Source organism: Shigella sp. FC1967, assembly GCF_001743005.1.
Taxonomy (GTDB): Bacteria; Pseudomonadota; Gammaproteobacteria; order Enterobacterales; family Enterobacteriaceae; genus Proteus.
Genome location: NZ_MIIZ01000920.1, coordinates 1 through 15979, shown reverse-complemented (window position 1 = coordinate 15979; position 15979 = coordinate 1). Strand labels below are relative to the sequence as shown.

Here is a 15979-nt window from a genome sequence, read left to right as displayed (position 1 = left end):
CTGGCAACGCTTTTATTACTTTCCCTTCAGTATTAAATAGGACAAATTGCAGTTTATCGTTAATTTTTGCTGTAAATGTGCGTTCGCCATAATCTAAAGGTGCTGGCAACGCTTTTATTACTTTCCCTTCAGTATTAAATAGGACAAATTGCAGTTTATCGTTAATTTTTGCTGTAAATGTGCGTTCGCCATAATCTAAAGTCAGTACTCCAGAATCATCAAGCCCTGCTGTTGGTATGGTTCTATCCGCCAGTTCATCTTCAGTCCAATTATTACGTTGTGCTATTTGGGTAATTAATTGTCGTGCTTTAGCTTGAATAGAGGCTGCCCGATAACGGCGTGAAATAGAGAGTAAAAATTGAATAATAATCGGATCGTTACTTGCGCCAATAGCCTCAATCATTGCCTCTATTTGTGCTCTGCGTTCGTAATGGTCGCGCATATAATTTCGTAATAAAGGTACTGCAATATAACCTTCAATGGGAAAGATAAGCCCTAACATGCCTTTTTCTTTAATTGCTGACATAGGTGCAGAATAAGATAACCCTGAGCTTAGATAAATTTTATTTTCTGATGGTGTATCAACATCTTGCGTAATAAATTTAATTAACAAAAATTGAGCAAGAGTTTGTTGGCTTTTCAAAGAAAGTAAATTGATATAGCGATGTAATAACGTATTACCTGTCGGAAGTTTTAATTTTACCGCTAACACTATCCACCATTGAATAATTTTAGGTTCAACAGCTTTATCATTTTTCCAAGTCAGTTGAGGTATGGTATTAAAATCAAACCAAGATAAATTATCGGGGATCTTATTTTTTAAGCCAATTTCTGCTTCTGCGAGTAAGGTAAGTGGATCGAGAAAATCTGCAATATCTTCATCAAAATGTTCTAGCGCAGTAATTAAAAGCGTACGTACAATTTCGTCATTTTCTGTCTTTAATAAGTCAATCAGTGCTGGAACAGCATCATGATTATTGAGTTCAATGAGCCAATTTATTGCAATAATTCGGGCATTTTTTTTTCTTTGATGTTAGACCTTCTTGAATAAATAAGTGAGGCTCTGGAAGTTTTTCAATTAGTTTTTGTGCATCAACGCGATAACTTTGTGTATCACCTAAAGCCAATTGTAATATTTTAGGAACAAATTGGGATGGAATAATAGGGTAGGTTTTTAGCACACGAAGGGCATTATCAAGGCTAAATTCATCGCTCTCACTACTTCCTTGATTCGGGATGAGTTTTAATGCTTCAGCAATATATTCAGGGTGTTGGTAATAAAAAGGCCAGATTTGTTCAGGTCGTGAGAAATTTTCTATACCGTGTTGCCCAAGAAAAAAAGTCAGCAACAATACGTGAAGCATTAGGGTAATTTCGTTGGATCAGAATTTCTTCAATATGACGTAATTCGATATGTTTAAAAATATGGGCTGAACCATAGTTGTTAATAGTATAACTGGAAATATATTTCGATGAAGGATTGTTATCCAATGTGCGAATAAGGTGAAAAAGGGTGAATTCAGGTAAATTTGAAAGACAATTTTCATACATGATAATTTCACGATCAAACTTATTTAAAATACCGTTACTGGCATTAAGTTGAGTGAAAATATGTCCTAAATGGCTTTCATTATATTGAGAAAAGATGTCATAAGTTTCTTGAGCATCTTTATATACAAATGAGGAGTGTTTATTCCATTTTTTCTCTTCAATTGCTTTTTGCTGCATTTCTTTTAATAGTGCATGATATGAGGTGATAATTATCTTATATGCACTATCAGGTAGCGGCGTGTCTTTTAATTGAATTAATTCTGGTATTTCAATGGGATAAATATTATTTTTATTACTAAATTGTGCTAGTTTTTTGTCTAATTTATTTTGTGACACACTGATTCCATTTGCCATTTTTATCCTTATTTATTTTTAATTTGTTGATGTCGCTCCTTCTAAAGTTTATATAAAAATAGTAAAATAAAAAGCGCTTCCTAATAAATTTAAGAAGCGCAGTTAGGTTTACGACTTTGTTGTTTGATGAGAAAAAGAGAGTAGCAATGAACCTAAACTACAAATCAGCAAAGTAATGGCTAAACTTTGTCCCCATCCTGCAAGTGCAAGCCCACCACCAATTAACAAATAGTAGAATAAGCCTAATAATGCACCCGCAGTGCCTAAACGATCTTTATATTGTGTTAATGCTGTGGCTAAGATATTTGGAATAGCAATGCCATAAGCAACAACACTTGTTATCATTGGAATAATAAAGCTAATGTGGTTACGTAATAAATAAACTCCTATGGCACTGGCTAATGCAATAACACTTGCAAGTAAAACTAATTTTTCACATGACCAATGATGGTTTAATAGTGCTTTATTAATATAAGAGCCAATACCAACACCAATTGCCAATGCAATACCGCTATAACCAAAAGTACTGGCGCTATAACCTTGTTGATCAAACATAAAAGGTGCTAACTGATAATAAGCAAAAAGGCTGATATTAAAAAAGGCAATTAATAATACTGTTTTCGCAATTTGCTTATCTTTAAGCATGGTTATTGCTGTTTCTCCTAATGGCGCTGTTTTTACGGTTTCAGGGCGACTTTCAGGTAACGCAAAAGTACTCCATAGCAGTAAAATCACAGCAAGAAAGGCAAGGCCACTAAATACACCTTGGTAACCAGCATAACTTACTAATAATGAACCGCTTAACATCCCAATAGCGGGACTTAGAGCGATAGCCGCTCCCATAACAGAGAAAACTTTAGCCAATTCATCACCACTATACACATCTCGCATAATGGTTTGTGTGCCGACTGAGCCTACCGCAGCGCCAAAAGCAGAAAGCATACGCAATCCAAGTAAGACTGAAAAATCTTGTGTCATAAAAACGCCAAGACAGGCAATAGCATAAATAAACAGTCCAGCTAACATTGTCGGACGACGACCAATGACATCACATAATCGACCCCATATAATGACGCCCAATGCAAACGCAAAGAAATAGAGCGAAAGTGTTTGTCCAGCCTCGTTTGCACTGACATGAAAGCCGTTTGCAATATCGGTCAGTGCTGGGCTATAAATGGTTTCTGCAATTTGTGGAAACATCATTAACGCAATTGCTAACCATAAAGAGAGTTTTTTGTTCATCTTTTTATCCTACATCCTTAAATCTTGATGGACAGAATACAGAGATAATGAATGTCTTGTCATAAACATAAAGACATATTATTTTTCAAATAGGACAAGTGATGGCTTGGCTTAATCAATACGACCACTTTGTGCCAGAAGAGCATCTTGCATCAGTCGTTGGTATTGCGGCAGAAATGGGAAAGCACGACTCAGGATTTCATTCTCATGATCGCGGGCAGTTATTATTTACACAGTCAGGGTGTATGCGAATTACTTTGGCTTCCCGCGTTTCTGTGTTACCTCCCATGAGGATTGCGTGGATCCCCCCGAGAGTTGAGCATCGAGTCGAAATGTATGCTTCTGTTGGATATCGTTCAGTTTATATTAGTGAAGAATTTCATGATAATTTTCCCAATGACAGTGAGATCTTAACGATTTCACCTCTTTTACGAGAAATATTAGAACGAATTTCTATTGCTGATTTTGATACTCAGTGGGAAGAAGGTCGCTACGCCAATTTATTGGCTGTTTTTTTTGATGAAATCGCTCAGGCCCCGCGGCAACATAATCATTTATTTATGCCTAAAGATAGACGGTTAAGTCGTTTATCCTTTGATGATTTGCCACCAGCATTACAAGAAATGGCGAAGTATGTGGGGGCGAGTGAAAAAACGATCACACGTTTATTTTACAAAGAAACAGGACTGAGCTATCAACAATGGCGCCAACAATGGCGATTAATGAAAGCCATTGAATTATTAGCTACCCATCATCGCTATATTGATATTAGCCAGATATTAGGATTTGCCAGTGACAGTGCCTTTATTACCTTTTTCAAAAAAATGACAGGGCAAACACCGCAAGAATATTTGAAAAGCTGATTGGATTTTATTGACAAGTTTAAAACATAAAGCCCCGATTTAAACGGGGCTTAGTAAGCGAAATCATTAATAGAAATCAATTATTTCTTTTTAATTTCACTTTTGAAATTGCGCTCATTATATCCCGTATAAAGCTGACGAGGACGCGCAATTTTCAGGCCGTCTTCGTGCATTTCATTCCAGTGAGCAATCCAGCCAATTGTACGTGCAATAGCAAAAATAACAGTGAACATATTAGATGGAATACCTAGCGCTTTAAGGATAATACCAGAGTAGAAGTCAACGTTAGGGTACAGTTTTTTCTCAATAAAGTACGGATCGTTTAGAGCAATACGTTCTAATTCCATTGCCACTTCAAGTAAGCTGTCATTGAGGTTTAATTCTTTTAACACTTCATGACAGGTTTCACGCATGACTGTTGCACGAGGATCATAGTTTTTGTAAACACGGTGACCAAAGCCCATTAAACGGAAGGAGTCATTTTTATCTTTTGCGCGTTTAATAAATTCAGGAATGTGTTCAACCGTTTTGATCTCTTCCAACATACGTAAACAAGCTTCGTTAGCACCACCATGAGCAGGTCCCCATAGTGAAGCAATACCCGCAGCAATACAGGCAAATGGATTTGCACCCGAAGAGCCCGCAGTACGTACAGTAGATGTTGAGGCATTTTGTTCATGATCAGCATGGAGAATAAAGATCCTATCCATCGCACGTTCAAGAACAGGGTTAACCACGTATTCTTCACAAGGTGTGGCAAACATCATATGTAGGAAGTTACCCGCATAGGACAGGTCGTTTCTTGGGTAAACGAAAGGTTGTCCAATGGAGTACTTGTAACACATTGCTGCAACAGTAGGCATCTTAGACAGTAAACGATATGCAGTAATATCACGGTGAACAGGATTAGATACATCAAGCGCATCATGGTAAAACGCAGCTAAAGCCCCTGTCACACCACAAAGTACCGCCATTGGGTGTGAGTCACGACGGAAACCATGGAACAGGCGAGTGATTTGTTCATGGATCATGGTATGGCGAGTGACGGTTGTTTTAAATTTATCGTATTGCTCTTGGGTCGGTGCTTCTCCATAAAGCAAGATATAACAGACTTCTAAGTAGGTTGACTCAGTGGCTAATTGTCCAATAGGGAAACCGCGGTGCAGTAAAATACCGTTATTACCGTCGATATAGGTAATTTTCGATTCACAAGAAGCGGTTGAGGTAAAGCCGGGATCATAGGTGTAATAACCTTTGGAGCCGAGAGTACGAATATCAATAACTTTGGAACCGAGTGTAGGGGATAGAACGTCCAAGTCTACAGATGTTTCAGCAATCGTTAGCTTAGCTTTGTTATCAGCCATTTATAATCTCCTTAGCGCTTATATGTCTCCTAACAAAGTCGAGGGTATCTTCATAAAGATGCACTTCGATAGTGAAACTATAGTTGATATAAGGCACCTAGCTGAGTTTTATTTAATGCCCGTAATGTCTACGTCTATAGTGTGTCACTTATGTTAAGGAGCTTTTGATGTTATGTTTTTTTTAGGTGCTTTTTTATGCAATGCACTTAGAATTAGTACTGCTATCACTTTTACATAAGTTTGAAGTTTCTGGAAGCGTGTTTGCGCACAAAAAAAAACATAAACATTAAAATAATGCAGTAAATGTAATTAAAATGTTGTGCATGTGTCAAAAATGCTAATCATTTTTGCATCCGATGTATTAAATAGTGATCCCTCTCACTGTTCGAGGCAAATGTCGGGCACACAAGTTGTGTGGTAATTGTAATAATTTTGTGAAGCACTTATACTGCGCGCAGGTCTCCGGAACCTTTGTTGTATGGAGAACCAGCGTAACGAATCCACACTTTTTGTAAAATAGACGGATTTAACATTTTACTTAAGATGTGCCTTTGTACCCCATTCGCTGTTTGATTTCCATCCAGGTCCGGAGGAAGGAAAAATTATAAAAGCTGTGTGGGCATAAATTGTGAAAAAACAAAGACCTGTCAATCTGGATTTACAGACGATACAGTTTCCACTCCCTGCTATCGCATCGATCTTGCATCGTGTCTCTGGGGTTATCATGTTAGTCGCAGTGGGCATCTTACTGTGGTTACTTGGCACCTCTCTCTCTTCTCCTGAAGGTTTTCAGCAAGCCGCTGAAATTATGACTGGCTTCTTCGCGAAATTTATTTTGTGGGGCATCCTAACAGCATTGGCGTATCACATTTGTGGTGGTATTCGTCATATGTTAATGGACTTCGGCTTTATTGATGAAACCTTGATTGTGGGGCGCAAATCTGCGGCTGCATCAATGGTTATTACCGTTATTTTATCAATATTGGCGGGGGTATTAGTATGGTAAGTAATTCTTCTACTTTAGGCCGTACTGGCATACAGGATTGGTTATTCCTTCGTGCCTCAGCCATTATTATCGTTTTATATGTTCTTTATCTTGTGGGATTTATTGCTACAACAGAAATAACCTATGAGGTATGGCGTGGGTTCTTTAGCTCATCCTTAACCAAAGTGTTCACCATATTGACCCTGCTTTCTATTCTTATTCACGCGTGGATCGGAATGTGGCAAGTGTTAACGGACTATATTAAACCGCTGGCATTACGCCTGACTTTACAACTGATTATTGTTGTTGCGCTGTTGGTTTATCTTATTTATGGAACAATTGTGGTGTGGGGTGTGTAATGAATTTGCCAGTAAGAGAGTTTGATGCTGTTGTTATTGGTGCTGGTGGTGCTGGTATGCGTGCCGCTTTACAGATTTCTCAAATGGGTCTGTCTTGTGCACTGATTTCTAAAGTTTTTCCTACTCGTTCACATACTGTTTCCGCTCAAGGTGGTATTACTGTTGCTCTGGGTAATACCCATGAGGATAACTGGGAATGGCACATGTACGATACAGTAAAAGGTTCCGACTATATTGGTGACCAAGACGCTATCGAATATATGTGTAAAACCGGCCCTGAAGCAATTTTAGAGCTGGAACATATGGGGCTCCCATTTTCTCGCCTAGATGATGGTCGTATTTATCAGCGTCCATTCGGTGGCCAGTCAAAAAATTTTGGTGGCGAACAAGCCGCTCGTACAGCCGCTGCTGCTGACCGTACTGGGCACGCATTACTGCATACCCTTTATCAGCAAAATTTAAAAAACCACACCACTATTTTTTCAGAGTGGTATTCACTGGATCTCGTGAAAAACCAAGATGGCGATATTGTCGGTTGTACTGCAATTTGTATCGAAACAGGTGAAGTCGTTTATTTCAAAGCAAATGCGACAATTTTAGCGACAGGTGGTGCCGGTCGTATTTACCAATCGACCACAAATGCGCATATCAACACTGGTGATGGTGTGGGGATGGCCGTTCGTGCTGGTGTTCCTCTGCAAGATATGGAAATGTGGCAATTCCACCCAACGGGTATTGCAGGGGCTGGCGTATTAGTGACAGAAGGTTGTCGTGGTGAAGGCGGATATCTGTTGAATAAAGACGGTGAACGCTTTATGGAACGCTATGCACCAAATGCCAAAGACCTTGCGGGTCGCGATGTGGTTGCGCGTTCTATTATGATTGAAATTCGTGAAGGTCGTGGTTGTGATGGCCCTTGGGGTCCACATGCGAAATTGAAACTCGATCATCTGGGTAAAGAAGTCCTTGAATCACGTTTACCAGGTATTCTTGATCTATCTCGTACGTTCGCACACGTTGATCCAGTTAAAGAACCCATTCCTGTTATACCTACTTGTCACTATATGATGGGAGGGATCCCAACAAAAGTGACGGGGCAAGCTATTCGTGTAAACGAGAAGGGCGAAGATGTTGTGATCCCTGGACTGTTCGCAGTCGGTGAAATCGCTTGTGTATCTGTTCACGGTGCAAACCGCTTAGGTGGTAACTCACTGTTAGACCTCGTTGTATTTGGTCGTTCAGCTGGCGTTCACTTAAAAGAGTCATTGATGGAACAAGGCACAATGCGTGATGCGAGCGATTCTGATGTTGAAGCCGCTTTAACTCGTTTAAATCGCTGGGAAAACAACCGTTCTGGTGAAGATCCTGTTGAAATCCGTAAAGCACTGCAATCTTGTATGCAACATAACTTCTCGGTATTCCGTGAAGGCGATGCAATGGCAAAAGGCTTAGAAGAACTGAAAGTTATCCGTGAGCGCTTACAAAATGCAAGACTGGATGATAATTCAAGTGAGTTTAATACACAGCGTATTGAATGCTTAGAATTAGATAACTTGATGGAAACGGCTTATGCCACAGCAGTATCGGCAAACTTCCGTACAGAAAGCCGTGGAGCTCATAGCCGTTTCGATTTCCCAGAGCGTGATGATGCTAACTGGTTATGCCATACATTATATCAACCGCAAACCGAAACAATGACACGACGTGAAGTCAACATGCAGCCGAAACTGCGTGAAGCCTTCCCACCAAAAGTGCGTACCTATTAATTAGCGGTGTTATTGAAGTTGCGGAGACTTAAATATGAAACTTGAATTTTCGATTTATCGTTACAATCCCGACGTTGATAATGCGCCGCATATGCAAGATTACACCCTCGAAGTGCCTGAAGGGCGTGACATGATGCTGTTGGATGCATTAATTCAATTAAAGGAAAAAGATCCTACCTTATCGTTCCGTCGTTCTTGTCGTGAAGGTGTTTGCGGCTCTGATGGCGTGAACATGAATGGTAAAAATGGTTTGGCTTGTATCACACCTATTTCATCTTTACAGAAAGGAAGTAAGAAAATTGTGATCAGACCGTTACCCGGTTTACCAGTAATTCGTGATTTAATAGTGGATATGACTCAGTTCTATACACAGTATGAGAAAATTCGTCCGTATTTAATTAATAATGGCAAAAATCCTCCTGCTCGTGAGAACTTACAGTCACCCGAACAGCGTGAAAAGCTTGATGGACTCTATGATTGTATCCTTTGTGCTTGTTGTTCAACCTCTTGCCCGTCATTCTGGTGGAATCCAGATAAGTTTATCGGGCCAGCAGGATTGTTAGCGGCTTATCGTTTCTTGATTGATAGTCGAGATACAGAAACTGAATCTCGTCTTGATGATCTTAATGATGCGTTCAGTGTGTTCCGTTGTCATGGCATCATGAACTGTGTCAGCGTATGTCCTAAAGGACTTAATCCAACAAAAGCGATTGGTCATATTAAGTCAATGTTGTTAAAACGTAGTGCATAAAATAATAACCGCCCTAAAATAGTTAGGGCGGTTAATGGAAAAGCTAAGTTAGACGTTTGCGGTAAAAATAGTAAGGCACCTTTAACCACTGTAAGACAGTGCTTAAAGGTTCCTTGAGAGCTAAAGCTCCATATTTAAAGAACCTGCGAGATAGCGGGTCATAAGAGAACCTTGCAATCGACACCGTTTAATCACGGTATTAGTTATCCACGGCGAACTAAAGCTGTATAGCTTAAGGGATCATAATGCAGAACGGCGCAATGAAGGACTGGCTAGAATCAACCTTTCTAGCAGGAGAGAATCAGTCTTACATAGAAGATATCTATGAAGATTACCTAACTGACCCAAACTCTGTTGACGAAAGTTGGAGAGAGATTTTTCAACAACTGCCCGCAAGTCAAGGCATAGAACAGTCGCATTCTCAAACCCGCGACTACTTCAGACGCCTCGCAAAAGAATCCACTCGATATCATACCTCGGTAAGCGATCCGGCAATGGACTCAAAACAAGTTAAAGTTTTGCAGCTCATCAATGCCTTCCGTTTCCGTGGTCACCAAAATGCTAATCTCGATCCGCTTGGTTTATGGAAACAAGAATCTGTTCCAGATTTAGATCCTGCTTTCCATAATCTAACTAAAGAAGACTTTGAAGAAACCTTTAACGTTGGTTCTTTTGCTATCGGCAAAGAAACAATGAAATTAGGTGATTTATATGAAGCACTGAAACGCATTTACTGTGGTTCAATCGGCGCTGAATATATGCATATCACTAATACTGAGGAAAAACGTTGGATACAACAACGTTTAGAATCAGTGAATGTTGCAGACCAATTCACTAAAGAAGAAAAGTTACGCTTCCTGACAGAGCTAACCGCAGCTGAAGGTTTAGAGCGCTATTTAGGTGCGAAATTCCCTGGTGCAAAACGCTTCTCTTTAGAAGGTGGTGATGCATTAATTCCGATGTTAAAAGATTTAATTCGCCATGCAGGTAAACAAGACACTCGTGAAGTGGTTCTTGGTATGGCACACCGTGGACGTTTAAACGTTCTGGTTAATATCCTAGGTAAAAAACCAGCGGATTTATTTGATGAATTTGCGGGTATTCATAAAGAACATTTGGGAACGGGTGACGTTAAATATCACCAAGGTTTCTCATCTGATTTTGCGACTGAAGGTGCGCAAGTTCACCTCGCATTAGCTTTTAACCCATCTCACCTAGAGATAGTTAGCCCTGTTGTTATCGGCTCTGTTCGTGCTCGTCGTGATCGTTTAGATGAAGCGCGTAGCAATATGGTTCTTCCTATCACTATTCATGGTGATGCGGCTGTGACTGGTCAAGGTGTTGTGCAAGAAACCCTAAACATGTCTCAGGCGCGTGGTTATGAAGTTGGTGGTACCGTTCGTATTGTTATCAATAACCAAGTTGGTTTTACGACTTCCAATCCAAAAGATGCCCGTTCAACACAATACTGTACTGATATTGTGAAAATGGTTCAGGCACCGATTTTCCACGTTAATGCAGATGATCCTGAAGCGGTCGCTTTTGTTACTCGCTTAGCATTGGATTTCCGTAATACGTTTAAACGCGATGTCATGATTGATCTCGTGTGTTACCGTCGTCATGGTCACAACGAAGCGGATGAGCCAAATGCGACTCAACCTCTGATGTATCAAAAAATCAAAAAACATCCAACACCACGTAAAATTTATGCGGATAAATTGGTTGCTCAATCGTTGCTTGATGCTAATGATGTGACAGAACTGGTCAACCTCTATCGTGATGCGTTGGATCGTGGGGATTGTGTTGTTGAAGAATACCGCCCAATGGGTCTGCATTCTTACACATGGGAACCATACTTAAATCACGAATGGAATGAAGAGTATCCACATAAAGTAGAGAAAACGCGTTTACAAGATTTAGCGCGTCGTGTGAGTACCGTTCCTTCAGAAATCGTGATGCAGTCTCGTGTTGAGAAAATTTATGCTGACCGTGCTGTTATGGCAGAAGGTGAGAAATTACTCGACTGGGGGGCAGCAGAAACATTGGCATATGCGACTTTAGTTGACCAAGGTATCGCCATTCGCCTTTCTGGTGAAGATGCGGGACGTGGTACATTCTTCCACCGTCATGCCGTTATTCATAACCAAACAAATGGCTCTGTTTATGTACCATTAGCTAATATTCACAATGCTCAAGGACAATTTAATGTCTGGGACTCTGTATTAACAGAAGAAGCTGTACTTGCATTTGAATATGGTTATGCCACAACAGAACCTCGCGGTTTAACAATTTGGGAAGCCCAATTTGGTGACTTCGCAAACGTAGCTCAAGTGGTTATCGACCAATTTATTAGCTCGGGTGAGCAAAAATGGGGCCGTATGTGTGGTTTAGTTATGTTGTTACCACACGGTTATGAAGGCCAAGGTCCAGAGCACTCCTCTGCCCGTTTAGAACGTTATCTGCAACTGTGTGCAGAACAAAACATGCAGGTTTGTGTGCCATCAACGCCGGCTCAGGTTTACCATATGTTACGCCGTCAAGCGTTACGTGGTATGCGTCGCCCACTTATCGTAATGTCACCAAAATCACTGTTACGTCATCCATTAGCGGTTTCTGAGCTGGATGAATTAGCAAATGGTAAATTCTTACCTGTTATTGGTGAAATCGATGATTTAAAACCTGCTGATGTGAAACGTGTTGTGATGTGTTCCGGTAAGGTTTACTACGATTTATTAGAACAACGTCGCGCTAATGAGCAAAACAACGTTGCCATTATTCGTATCGAACAACTGTATCCATTCCCACACGAAGATATTGCGCAAATTCTCGCACCTTATGCTCATGTCAAAGAGTTTATTTGGTGTCAAGAAGAGCCCCTGAATCAAGGTGCTTGGTACTGTAGTCAGCATAACTTCCGTGATGCTATTCCAGCAGGCGCAACATTACGTTATGCAGGACGTCCTGCATCAGCCTCTCCAGCAGTTGGTTATACCTCTGTTCATCAGGAGCAACAAAAAGCTCTGGTTGAAGACGCACTGAAAGTTGAATAAATAAGGATAGAAAATGAGTAGTGTAGATATTCTAGTACCGGATCTCCCTGAATCAGTTGCTGACGCATCGGTCGCAACTTGGCATAAAAAACCTGGTGATAGCATTCAACGCGATGAAGTGCTGGTTGAAATCGAAACAGACAAAGTTGTTTTAGAAGTACCTGCAAGTGAAGCTGGCGTTTTAGAAAGCATTCTTGAAGAAGAGGGCGCTACTGTTGGTTCACGCCAATTACTAGGTCGTATTCGTTTAGGTGATAGCACTGGTATTCCTGCTGATGTGAAACCTGCTCAAGATAGCACTCCAGCACAGCGTCAACATGCTGATATTGCTGAAAAAGGCAATAATGATGCGCTAAGTCCAACAGCACGTCGCTTAGTGGCTGAACACGATATTAACCCTGCAGATGTGAAAGGTAGTGGTGTCGGTGGACGTTTAACTCGTCAAGATATCGAAGGTCATGTAGCGAATAAATCAACGGCACAACCGGTAGCCGAAGCGCCTCAAGCACTGTTATCTCATCGTAGCGAAAAACGTGTACCAATGACACGTTTACGTAAACGTGTCGCAGAACGCTTATTAGAGGCGAAAAATACCACTGCAATGTTGACAACGTTTAACGAAATCAACATGCAACCAATCAAAGATTTACGTGCTCAGTATGGTGAAGCATTCGAAAAACGCCACGGTGTACGTTTAGGCTTTATGTCTTTCTATATTAAAGCCGTTGTTGAAGCGCTGAAACGCTATCCAGAAGTCAATGCTTCTATCGATGGTACTGATGTGGTTTATCACAACTACTTCGATATCAGTATTGCAGTATCAACACCGCGTGGTCTGGTAACACCAGTATTACGCGATGCGGATGCAATGAGCATGGCAGATATTGAGAAAAACATCAAAGCATTAGCTGTAAAAGGTCGTGATGGTAAGTTGACTGTTGAAGACTTAACAGGGGGTAACTTCACTATTACAAATGGTGGTGTTTTCGGTTCATTAATGTCAACTCCAATTATCAACCCACCACAAAGTGCCATTTTAGGAATGCATGCAATTAAAGATCGTCCAATGGCAGTTGATGGTCAGGTTGTTATTCTACCAATGATGTATCTGGCTCTGTCTTATGACCACCGTTTAATTGATGGTCGTGAGTCTGTCGGTTTCTTAGTAACCGTTAAAGAGATGCTAGAAGATCCAGCTCGTTTATTACTGGATGTATAGGTAATAAATATCGCTTTTAGGCAGGAGATGCTCCTCCTGCCTACTTAGCAACAGTCACAAGCATCAAAGAAGTACAGTGTGTTCGTGAAGCCAGATTTCTCTGGCTTATAGTCAAAAAAATAAGAAAGCCCGACTTTCAACAAGATTATGGATAGAACATCATGAATTTACACGAGTATCAGGCAAAACAGCTTTTCACACGGTATGGATTACCAGCACCTGCTGGTTTCGCCTGCACCACACCGCGCGAGGCAGAAGAAGCTGCATCAAAAATCGGTCAAGGCCCTTGGGTCGTGAAGTGTCAAGTTCACGCGGGTGGACGTGGTAAAGCGGGCGGCGTAAAAGTCGTTAAATCTAAAGAAGAGATCCGCGCATTTGCTGAACAATGGTTAGGTAAACGTTTAGTCACTTATCAAACAGATGCTAATGGTCAGCCGGTTACACAGATTTTGGTTGAAGCAGCCACTGATATTGCTAAAGAGCTTTATCTTGGTGCGGTTGTTGACCGTGGTACCCGCCGCGTTGTCTTTATGGCCTCAACAGAAGGTGGCGTTGAGATTGAGAAAGTGGCTGAAGAAACGCCAGAACTTATTCATCGCGCAATTATTGATCCACTGACAGGCCCTATGCCTTATCAGGGAAGAGAATTAGCATTTAAACTGGGTTTAAAAGGCAAGCAAGTTAGTCAATTTGCTAAAATCTTTATGGGATTAGCTTCTATTTTCTTAGAGCGCGATCTTGCTTTAATCGAAATTAACCCACTGGTTATTACTAAAGAAGACGATCTAATTTGTCTTGATGGTAAATTAGGTGTAGATAGTAATGCGTTGTATCGTCAACCAGAAATGCGTGAAATGCATGATCCTTCACAAGAAGATCCTCGTGAAGCACAAGCTGCACAATGGGAACTGAACTACGTTGCATTAGATGGCAACATTGGCTGTATGGTTAATGGTGCTGGTTTAGCGATGGGGACAATGGATATCGTTAAACTTCATGGCGGTGAGCCTGCAAACTTCCTCGATGTAGGTGGTGGTGCAACAAAAGAGCGCGTAACTGAAGCATTTAAGATTATTTTGTCAGATGAAAATGTCAGTGCTGTATTAGTCAATATTTTTGGCGGTATTGTTCGTTGTGACTTAATCGCAGACGGTATTATTGGCGCAGTTGAAGAAGTTGGCGTTAATGTTCCTGTGGTTGTTCGTCTTGAAGGAAACAATGCAGAGTTAGGCACCAAAAAATTAGCAGATAGTGGATTAAATATTATCGCTGCTAAAAGCTTAACTGATGCCGCGAAACAAGTTGTTGCAGCAGCGGAGGCAAAATAATGTCTATTTTAATCGATAAGAATACCAAAGTCATTTGCCAAGGTTTCACTGGTAGCCAAGGAACATTCCATTCAGAGCAAGCTATTGCTTACGGTACGAAAATGGTTGGTGGTGTGACACCGGGTAAAGGCGGTACTACGCACTTAGGTTTACCTGTATTCAATACCGTACGTGAAGCCGTTGAAGCAACGGGAGCAACTGCGACAGTAATTTATGTCCCCGCACCATTTTGTAAAGATTCAATCTTAGAAGCAATTGATGCGGGCATTAAACTAATTATTACTATTACGGAAGGTATTCCTACGTTGGATATGCTGACGGTAAAAGTTAAATTAGATGAAGCTGGCGTGCGTATGATTGGCCCTAACTGTCCAGGTGTTATCACTCCTGGTGAATGTAAGATTGGTATTATGCCTGGTCACATTCACTTACCAGGTAAAGTCGGTATTGTATCTCGTTCAGGTACATTAACTTATGAAGCTGTTAAGCAAACAACAGACGTTGGTTTAGGTCAATCAACCTGTGTTGGTATTGGTGGTGATCCAATTCCGGGCTCTAACTTTATTGATATTCTGAAGCTATTCCAAGAAGATCCACAAACAGAAGCGATTGTGATGATCGGTGAGATTGGGGGGACAGCGGAAGAAGAAGCGGCTGCTTATATCAAAGAGCACGTAACGAAGCCAGTTGTCGGCTATATCGCTGGTGTAACAGCACCTAAAGGCAAACGTATGGGACATGCGGGTGCAATTATTGCGGGTGGTAAAGGCACCGCGGATGAGAAATTTGCTGCCCTTGAATCTGCAGGCGTTAAAACAGTGCGTAGCTTAGCGGATATTGGTGAAGCAATTAAATCACTGATCAAGTAAGTAACAAATCTGTTAATAATTTCAGATTGATACTATTTAAAATGCCAGTTTCTAAAATAGAAGCTGCATTTTTTATTGCTAGTTTTATTTAATAGTCTATATCAACAGCTAATATTGTAATTAACATATCGATACCATCCCAAATTACCATTAATTGATTGTTTTATATCATTTTTTTTTAAAATTTGAATCTGCATGGGAAACCTCATTTTTTTTATTTATCTTTATTTCTTCTAGAACTTTAAACATAATGAGGTAAATCAGGCATAAATCTTCTG

General features: G+C 40.6%; 13 protein-coding genes and 1 pseudogene. 9 read left to right on the top strand and 5 right to left on the bottom strand.

Going from position 1 to position 15979, the window contains the following annotated elements:
• From BHE89_RS15955 to BHE89_RS15940, 4 genes and pseudogenes are all read right to left on the bottom strand, one after another.
• Positions 1-712, bottom strand: a pseudogene (locus BHE89_RS15955) (hypothetical protein); the annotation flags it as partial.
• A 271-nt stretch (positions 713-983) separates the two neighbouring features.
• On the bottom strand, positions 984-1352 hold the full coding sequence (locus tag BHE89_RS15950; protein ID WP_141008314.1) for a hypothetical protein: 369 nt from the start codon (positions 1350-1352) through the stop codon (positions 984-986).
• Complete coding sequence (locus BHE89_RS15945) at positions 1297-1887, bottom strand: hypothetical protein (RefSeq protein ID WP_128860625.1); 591 nt, start codon at positions 1885-1887, stop codon at positions 1297-1299. Before BHE89_RS15945 ends, BHE89_RS15950 begins: the two co-directional genes overlap by 56 nt.
• 126 nt (positions 1888-2013) lie before the next feature.
• Positions 2014-3147, bottom strand: a complete 1134-nt coding sequence (locus tag BHE89_RS15940) for a multidrug effflux MFS transporter (protein WP_069370090.1) — start codon at positions 3145-3147, stop codon at positions 2014-2016.
• Between the two features lie 101 nt (positions 3148-3248).
• Between BHE89_RS15940 and BHE89_RS15935 the strand changes: the two genes are divergently transcribed.
• Positions 3249-4010: an AraC family transcriptional regulator gene (locus BHE89_RS15935; protein ID WP_069370091.1), complete on the top strand. Its 762-nt coding sequence runs from the start codon at positions 3249-3251 to the stop codon at positions 4008-4010.
• A gap of 80 nt (positions 4011-4090) precedes the next feature.
• On the opposite strand, the gene BHE89_RS15930 is transcribed toward BHE89_RS15935, so the two are convergent.
• On the bottom strand, positions 4091-5374 hold the full coding sequence (locus BHE89_RS15930; RefSeq protein ID WP_069370092.1) for a citrate synthase: 1284 nt from the start codon (positions 5372-5374) through the stop codon (positions 4091-4093).
• A 625-nt stretch (positions 5375-5999) separates the two neighbouring features.
• Here BHE89_RS15930 and sdhC point away from each other — a divergent pair.
• From sdhC to sucD, 8 genes are all read left to right on the top strand, one after another.
• Positions 6000-6380 (top strand): succinate dehydrogenase cytochrome b556 subunit, encoded by a 381-nt coding sequence (sdhC, locus tag BHE89_RS15925; protein ID WP_128860624.1) that lies wholly within the window; start codon positions 6000-6002, stop codon positions 6378-6380.
• Entirely contained in the window at positions 6374-6718 is a 345-nt protein-coding gene (gene sdhD / locus BHE89_RS15920; RefSeq protein WP_006537664.1) for a succinate dehydrogenase membrane anchor subunit, read from the top strand. Before sdhC ends, sdhD begins: the two co-directional genes overlap by 7 nt.
• Entirely contained in the window at positions 6718-8484 is a 1767-nt protein-coding gene (gene sdhA / locus BHE89_RS15915) for a succinate dehydrogenase flavoprotein subunit (RefSeq protein ID WP_023581183.1), read from the top strand. The genes sdhD and sdhA overlap by 1 nt, the downstream gene beginning before the upstream one ends.
• Before the next feature lie 34 nt (positions 8485-8518).
• Positions 8519-9235 carry a succinate dehydrogenase iron-sulfur subunit gene (locus BHE89_RS15910; RefSeq protein WP_006537662.1) on the top strand — a complete coding sequence of 239 codons (717 nt, stop codon included), beginning with the start codon at positions 8519-8521 and terminating at the stop codon, positions 9233-9235.
• A gap of 245 nt (positions 9236-9480) precedes the next feature.
• Positions 9481-12285, top strand: a complete 2805-nt coding sequence (gene sucA, locus BHE89_RS15905) for a 2-oxoglutarate dehydrogenase E1 component (protein ID WP_069370094.1) — start codon at positions 9481-9483, stop codon at positions 12283-12285.
• A gap of 13 nt (positions 12286-12298) precedes the next feature.
• Positions 12299-13504, top strand: a complete 1206-nt coding sequence (gene odhB / locus BHE89_RS15900; protein WP_069370095.1) for a 2-oxoglutarate dehydrogenase complex dihydrolipoyllysine-residue succinyltransferase — start codon at positions 12299-12301, stop codon at positions 13502-13504.
• A 161-nt stretch (positions 13505-13665) separates the two neighbouring features.
• Positions 13666-14832, top strand: a complete 1167-nt coding sequence (gene sucC / locus BHE89_RS15895; protein WP_006537658.1) for an ADP-forming succinate--CoA ligase subunit beta — start codon at positions 13666-13668, stop codon at positions 14830-14832.
• Positions 14832-15701 carry a succinate--CoA ligase subunit alpha gene (sucD, locus tag BHE89_RS15890; RefSeq protein ID WP_069370096.1) on the top strand — a complete coding sequence of 290 codons (870 nt, stop codon included), beginning with the start codon at positions 14832-14834 and terminating at the stop codon, positions 15699-15701. The genes sucC and sucD overlap by 1 nt, the downstream gene beginning before the upstream one ends.
• Positions 15702-15979 lie beyond the last annotated feature (278 nt).

Coding starts and splice junctions, on each gene's coding strand:
- sdhD (WP_006537664.1), top strand. CDS start 6,374: ATGGTAAGTAATTCTTCTACTTTAGGCCGTACTGGCATACAGGATTGG.
- BHE89_RS15940 (WP_069370090.1), bottom strand. CDS start 3,147: ATGAACAAAAAACTCTCTTTATGGTTAGCAATTGCGTTAATGATGTTT.
- odhB (WP_069370095.1), top strand. CDS start 12,299: ATGAGTAGTGTAGATATTCTAGTACCGGATCTCCCTGAATCAGTTGCT.
- BHE89_RS15910 (WP_006537662.1), top strand. CDS start 8,519: ATGAAACTTGAATTTTCGATTTATCGTTACAATCCCGACGTTGATAAT.
- BHE89_RS15935 (WP_069370091.1), top strand. CDS start 3,249: ATGGCTTGGCTTAATCAATACGACCACTTTGTGCCAGAAGAGCATCTT.
- sdhA (WP_023581183.1), top strand. CDS start 6,718: ATGAATTTGCCAGTAAGAGAGTTTGATGCTGTTGTTATTGGTGCTGGT.
- sucA (WP_069370094.1), top strand. CDS start 9,481: ATGCAGAACGGCGCAATGAAGGACTGGCTAGAATCAACCTTTCTAGCA.
- BHE89_RS15930 (WP_069370092.1), bottom strand. CDS start 5,374: ATGGCTGATAACAAAGCTAAGCTAACGATTGCTGAAACATCTGTAGAC.
- sucC (WP_006537658.1), top strand. CDS start 13,666: ATGAATTTACACGAGTATCAGGCAAAACAGCTTTTCACACGGTATGGA.
- sucD (WP_069370096.1), top strand. CDS start 14,832: ATGTCTATTTTAATCGATAAGAATACCAAAGTCATTTGCCAAGGTTTC.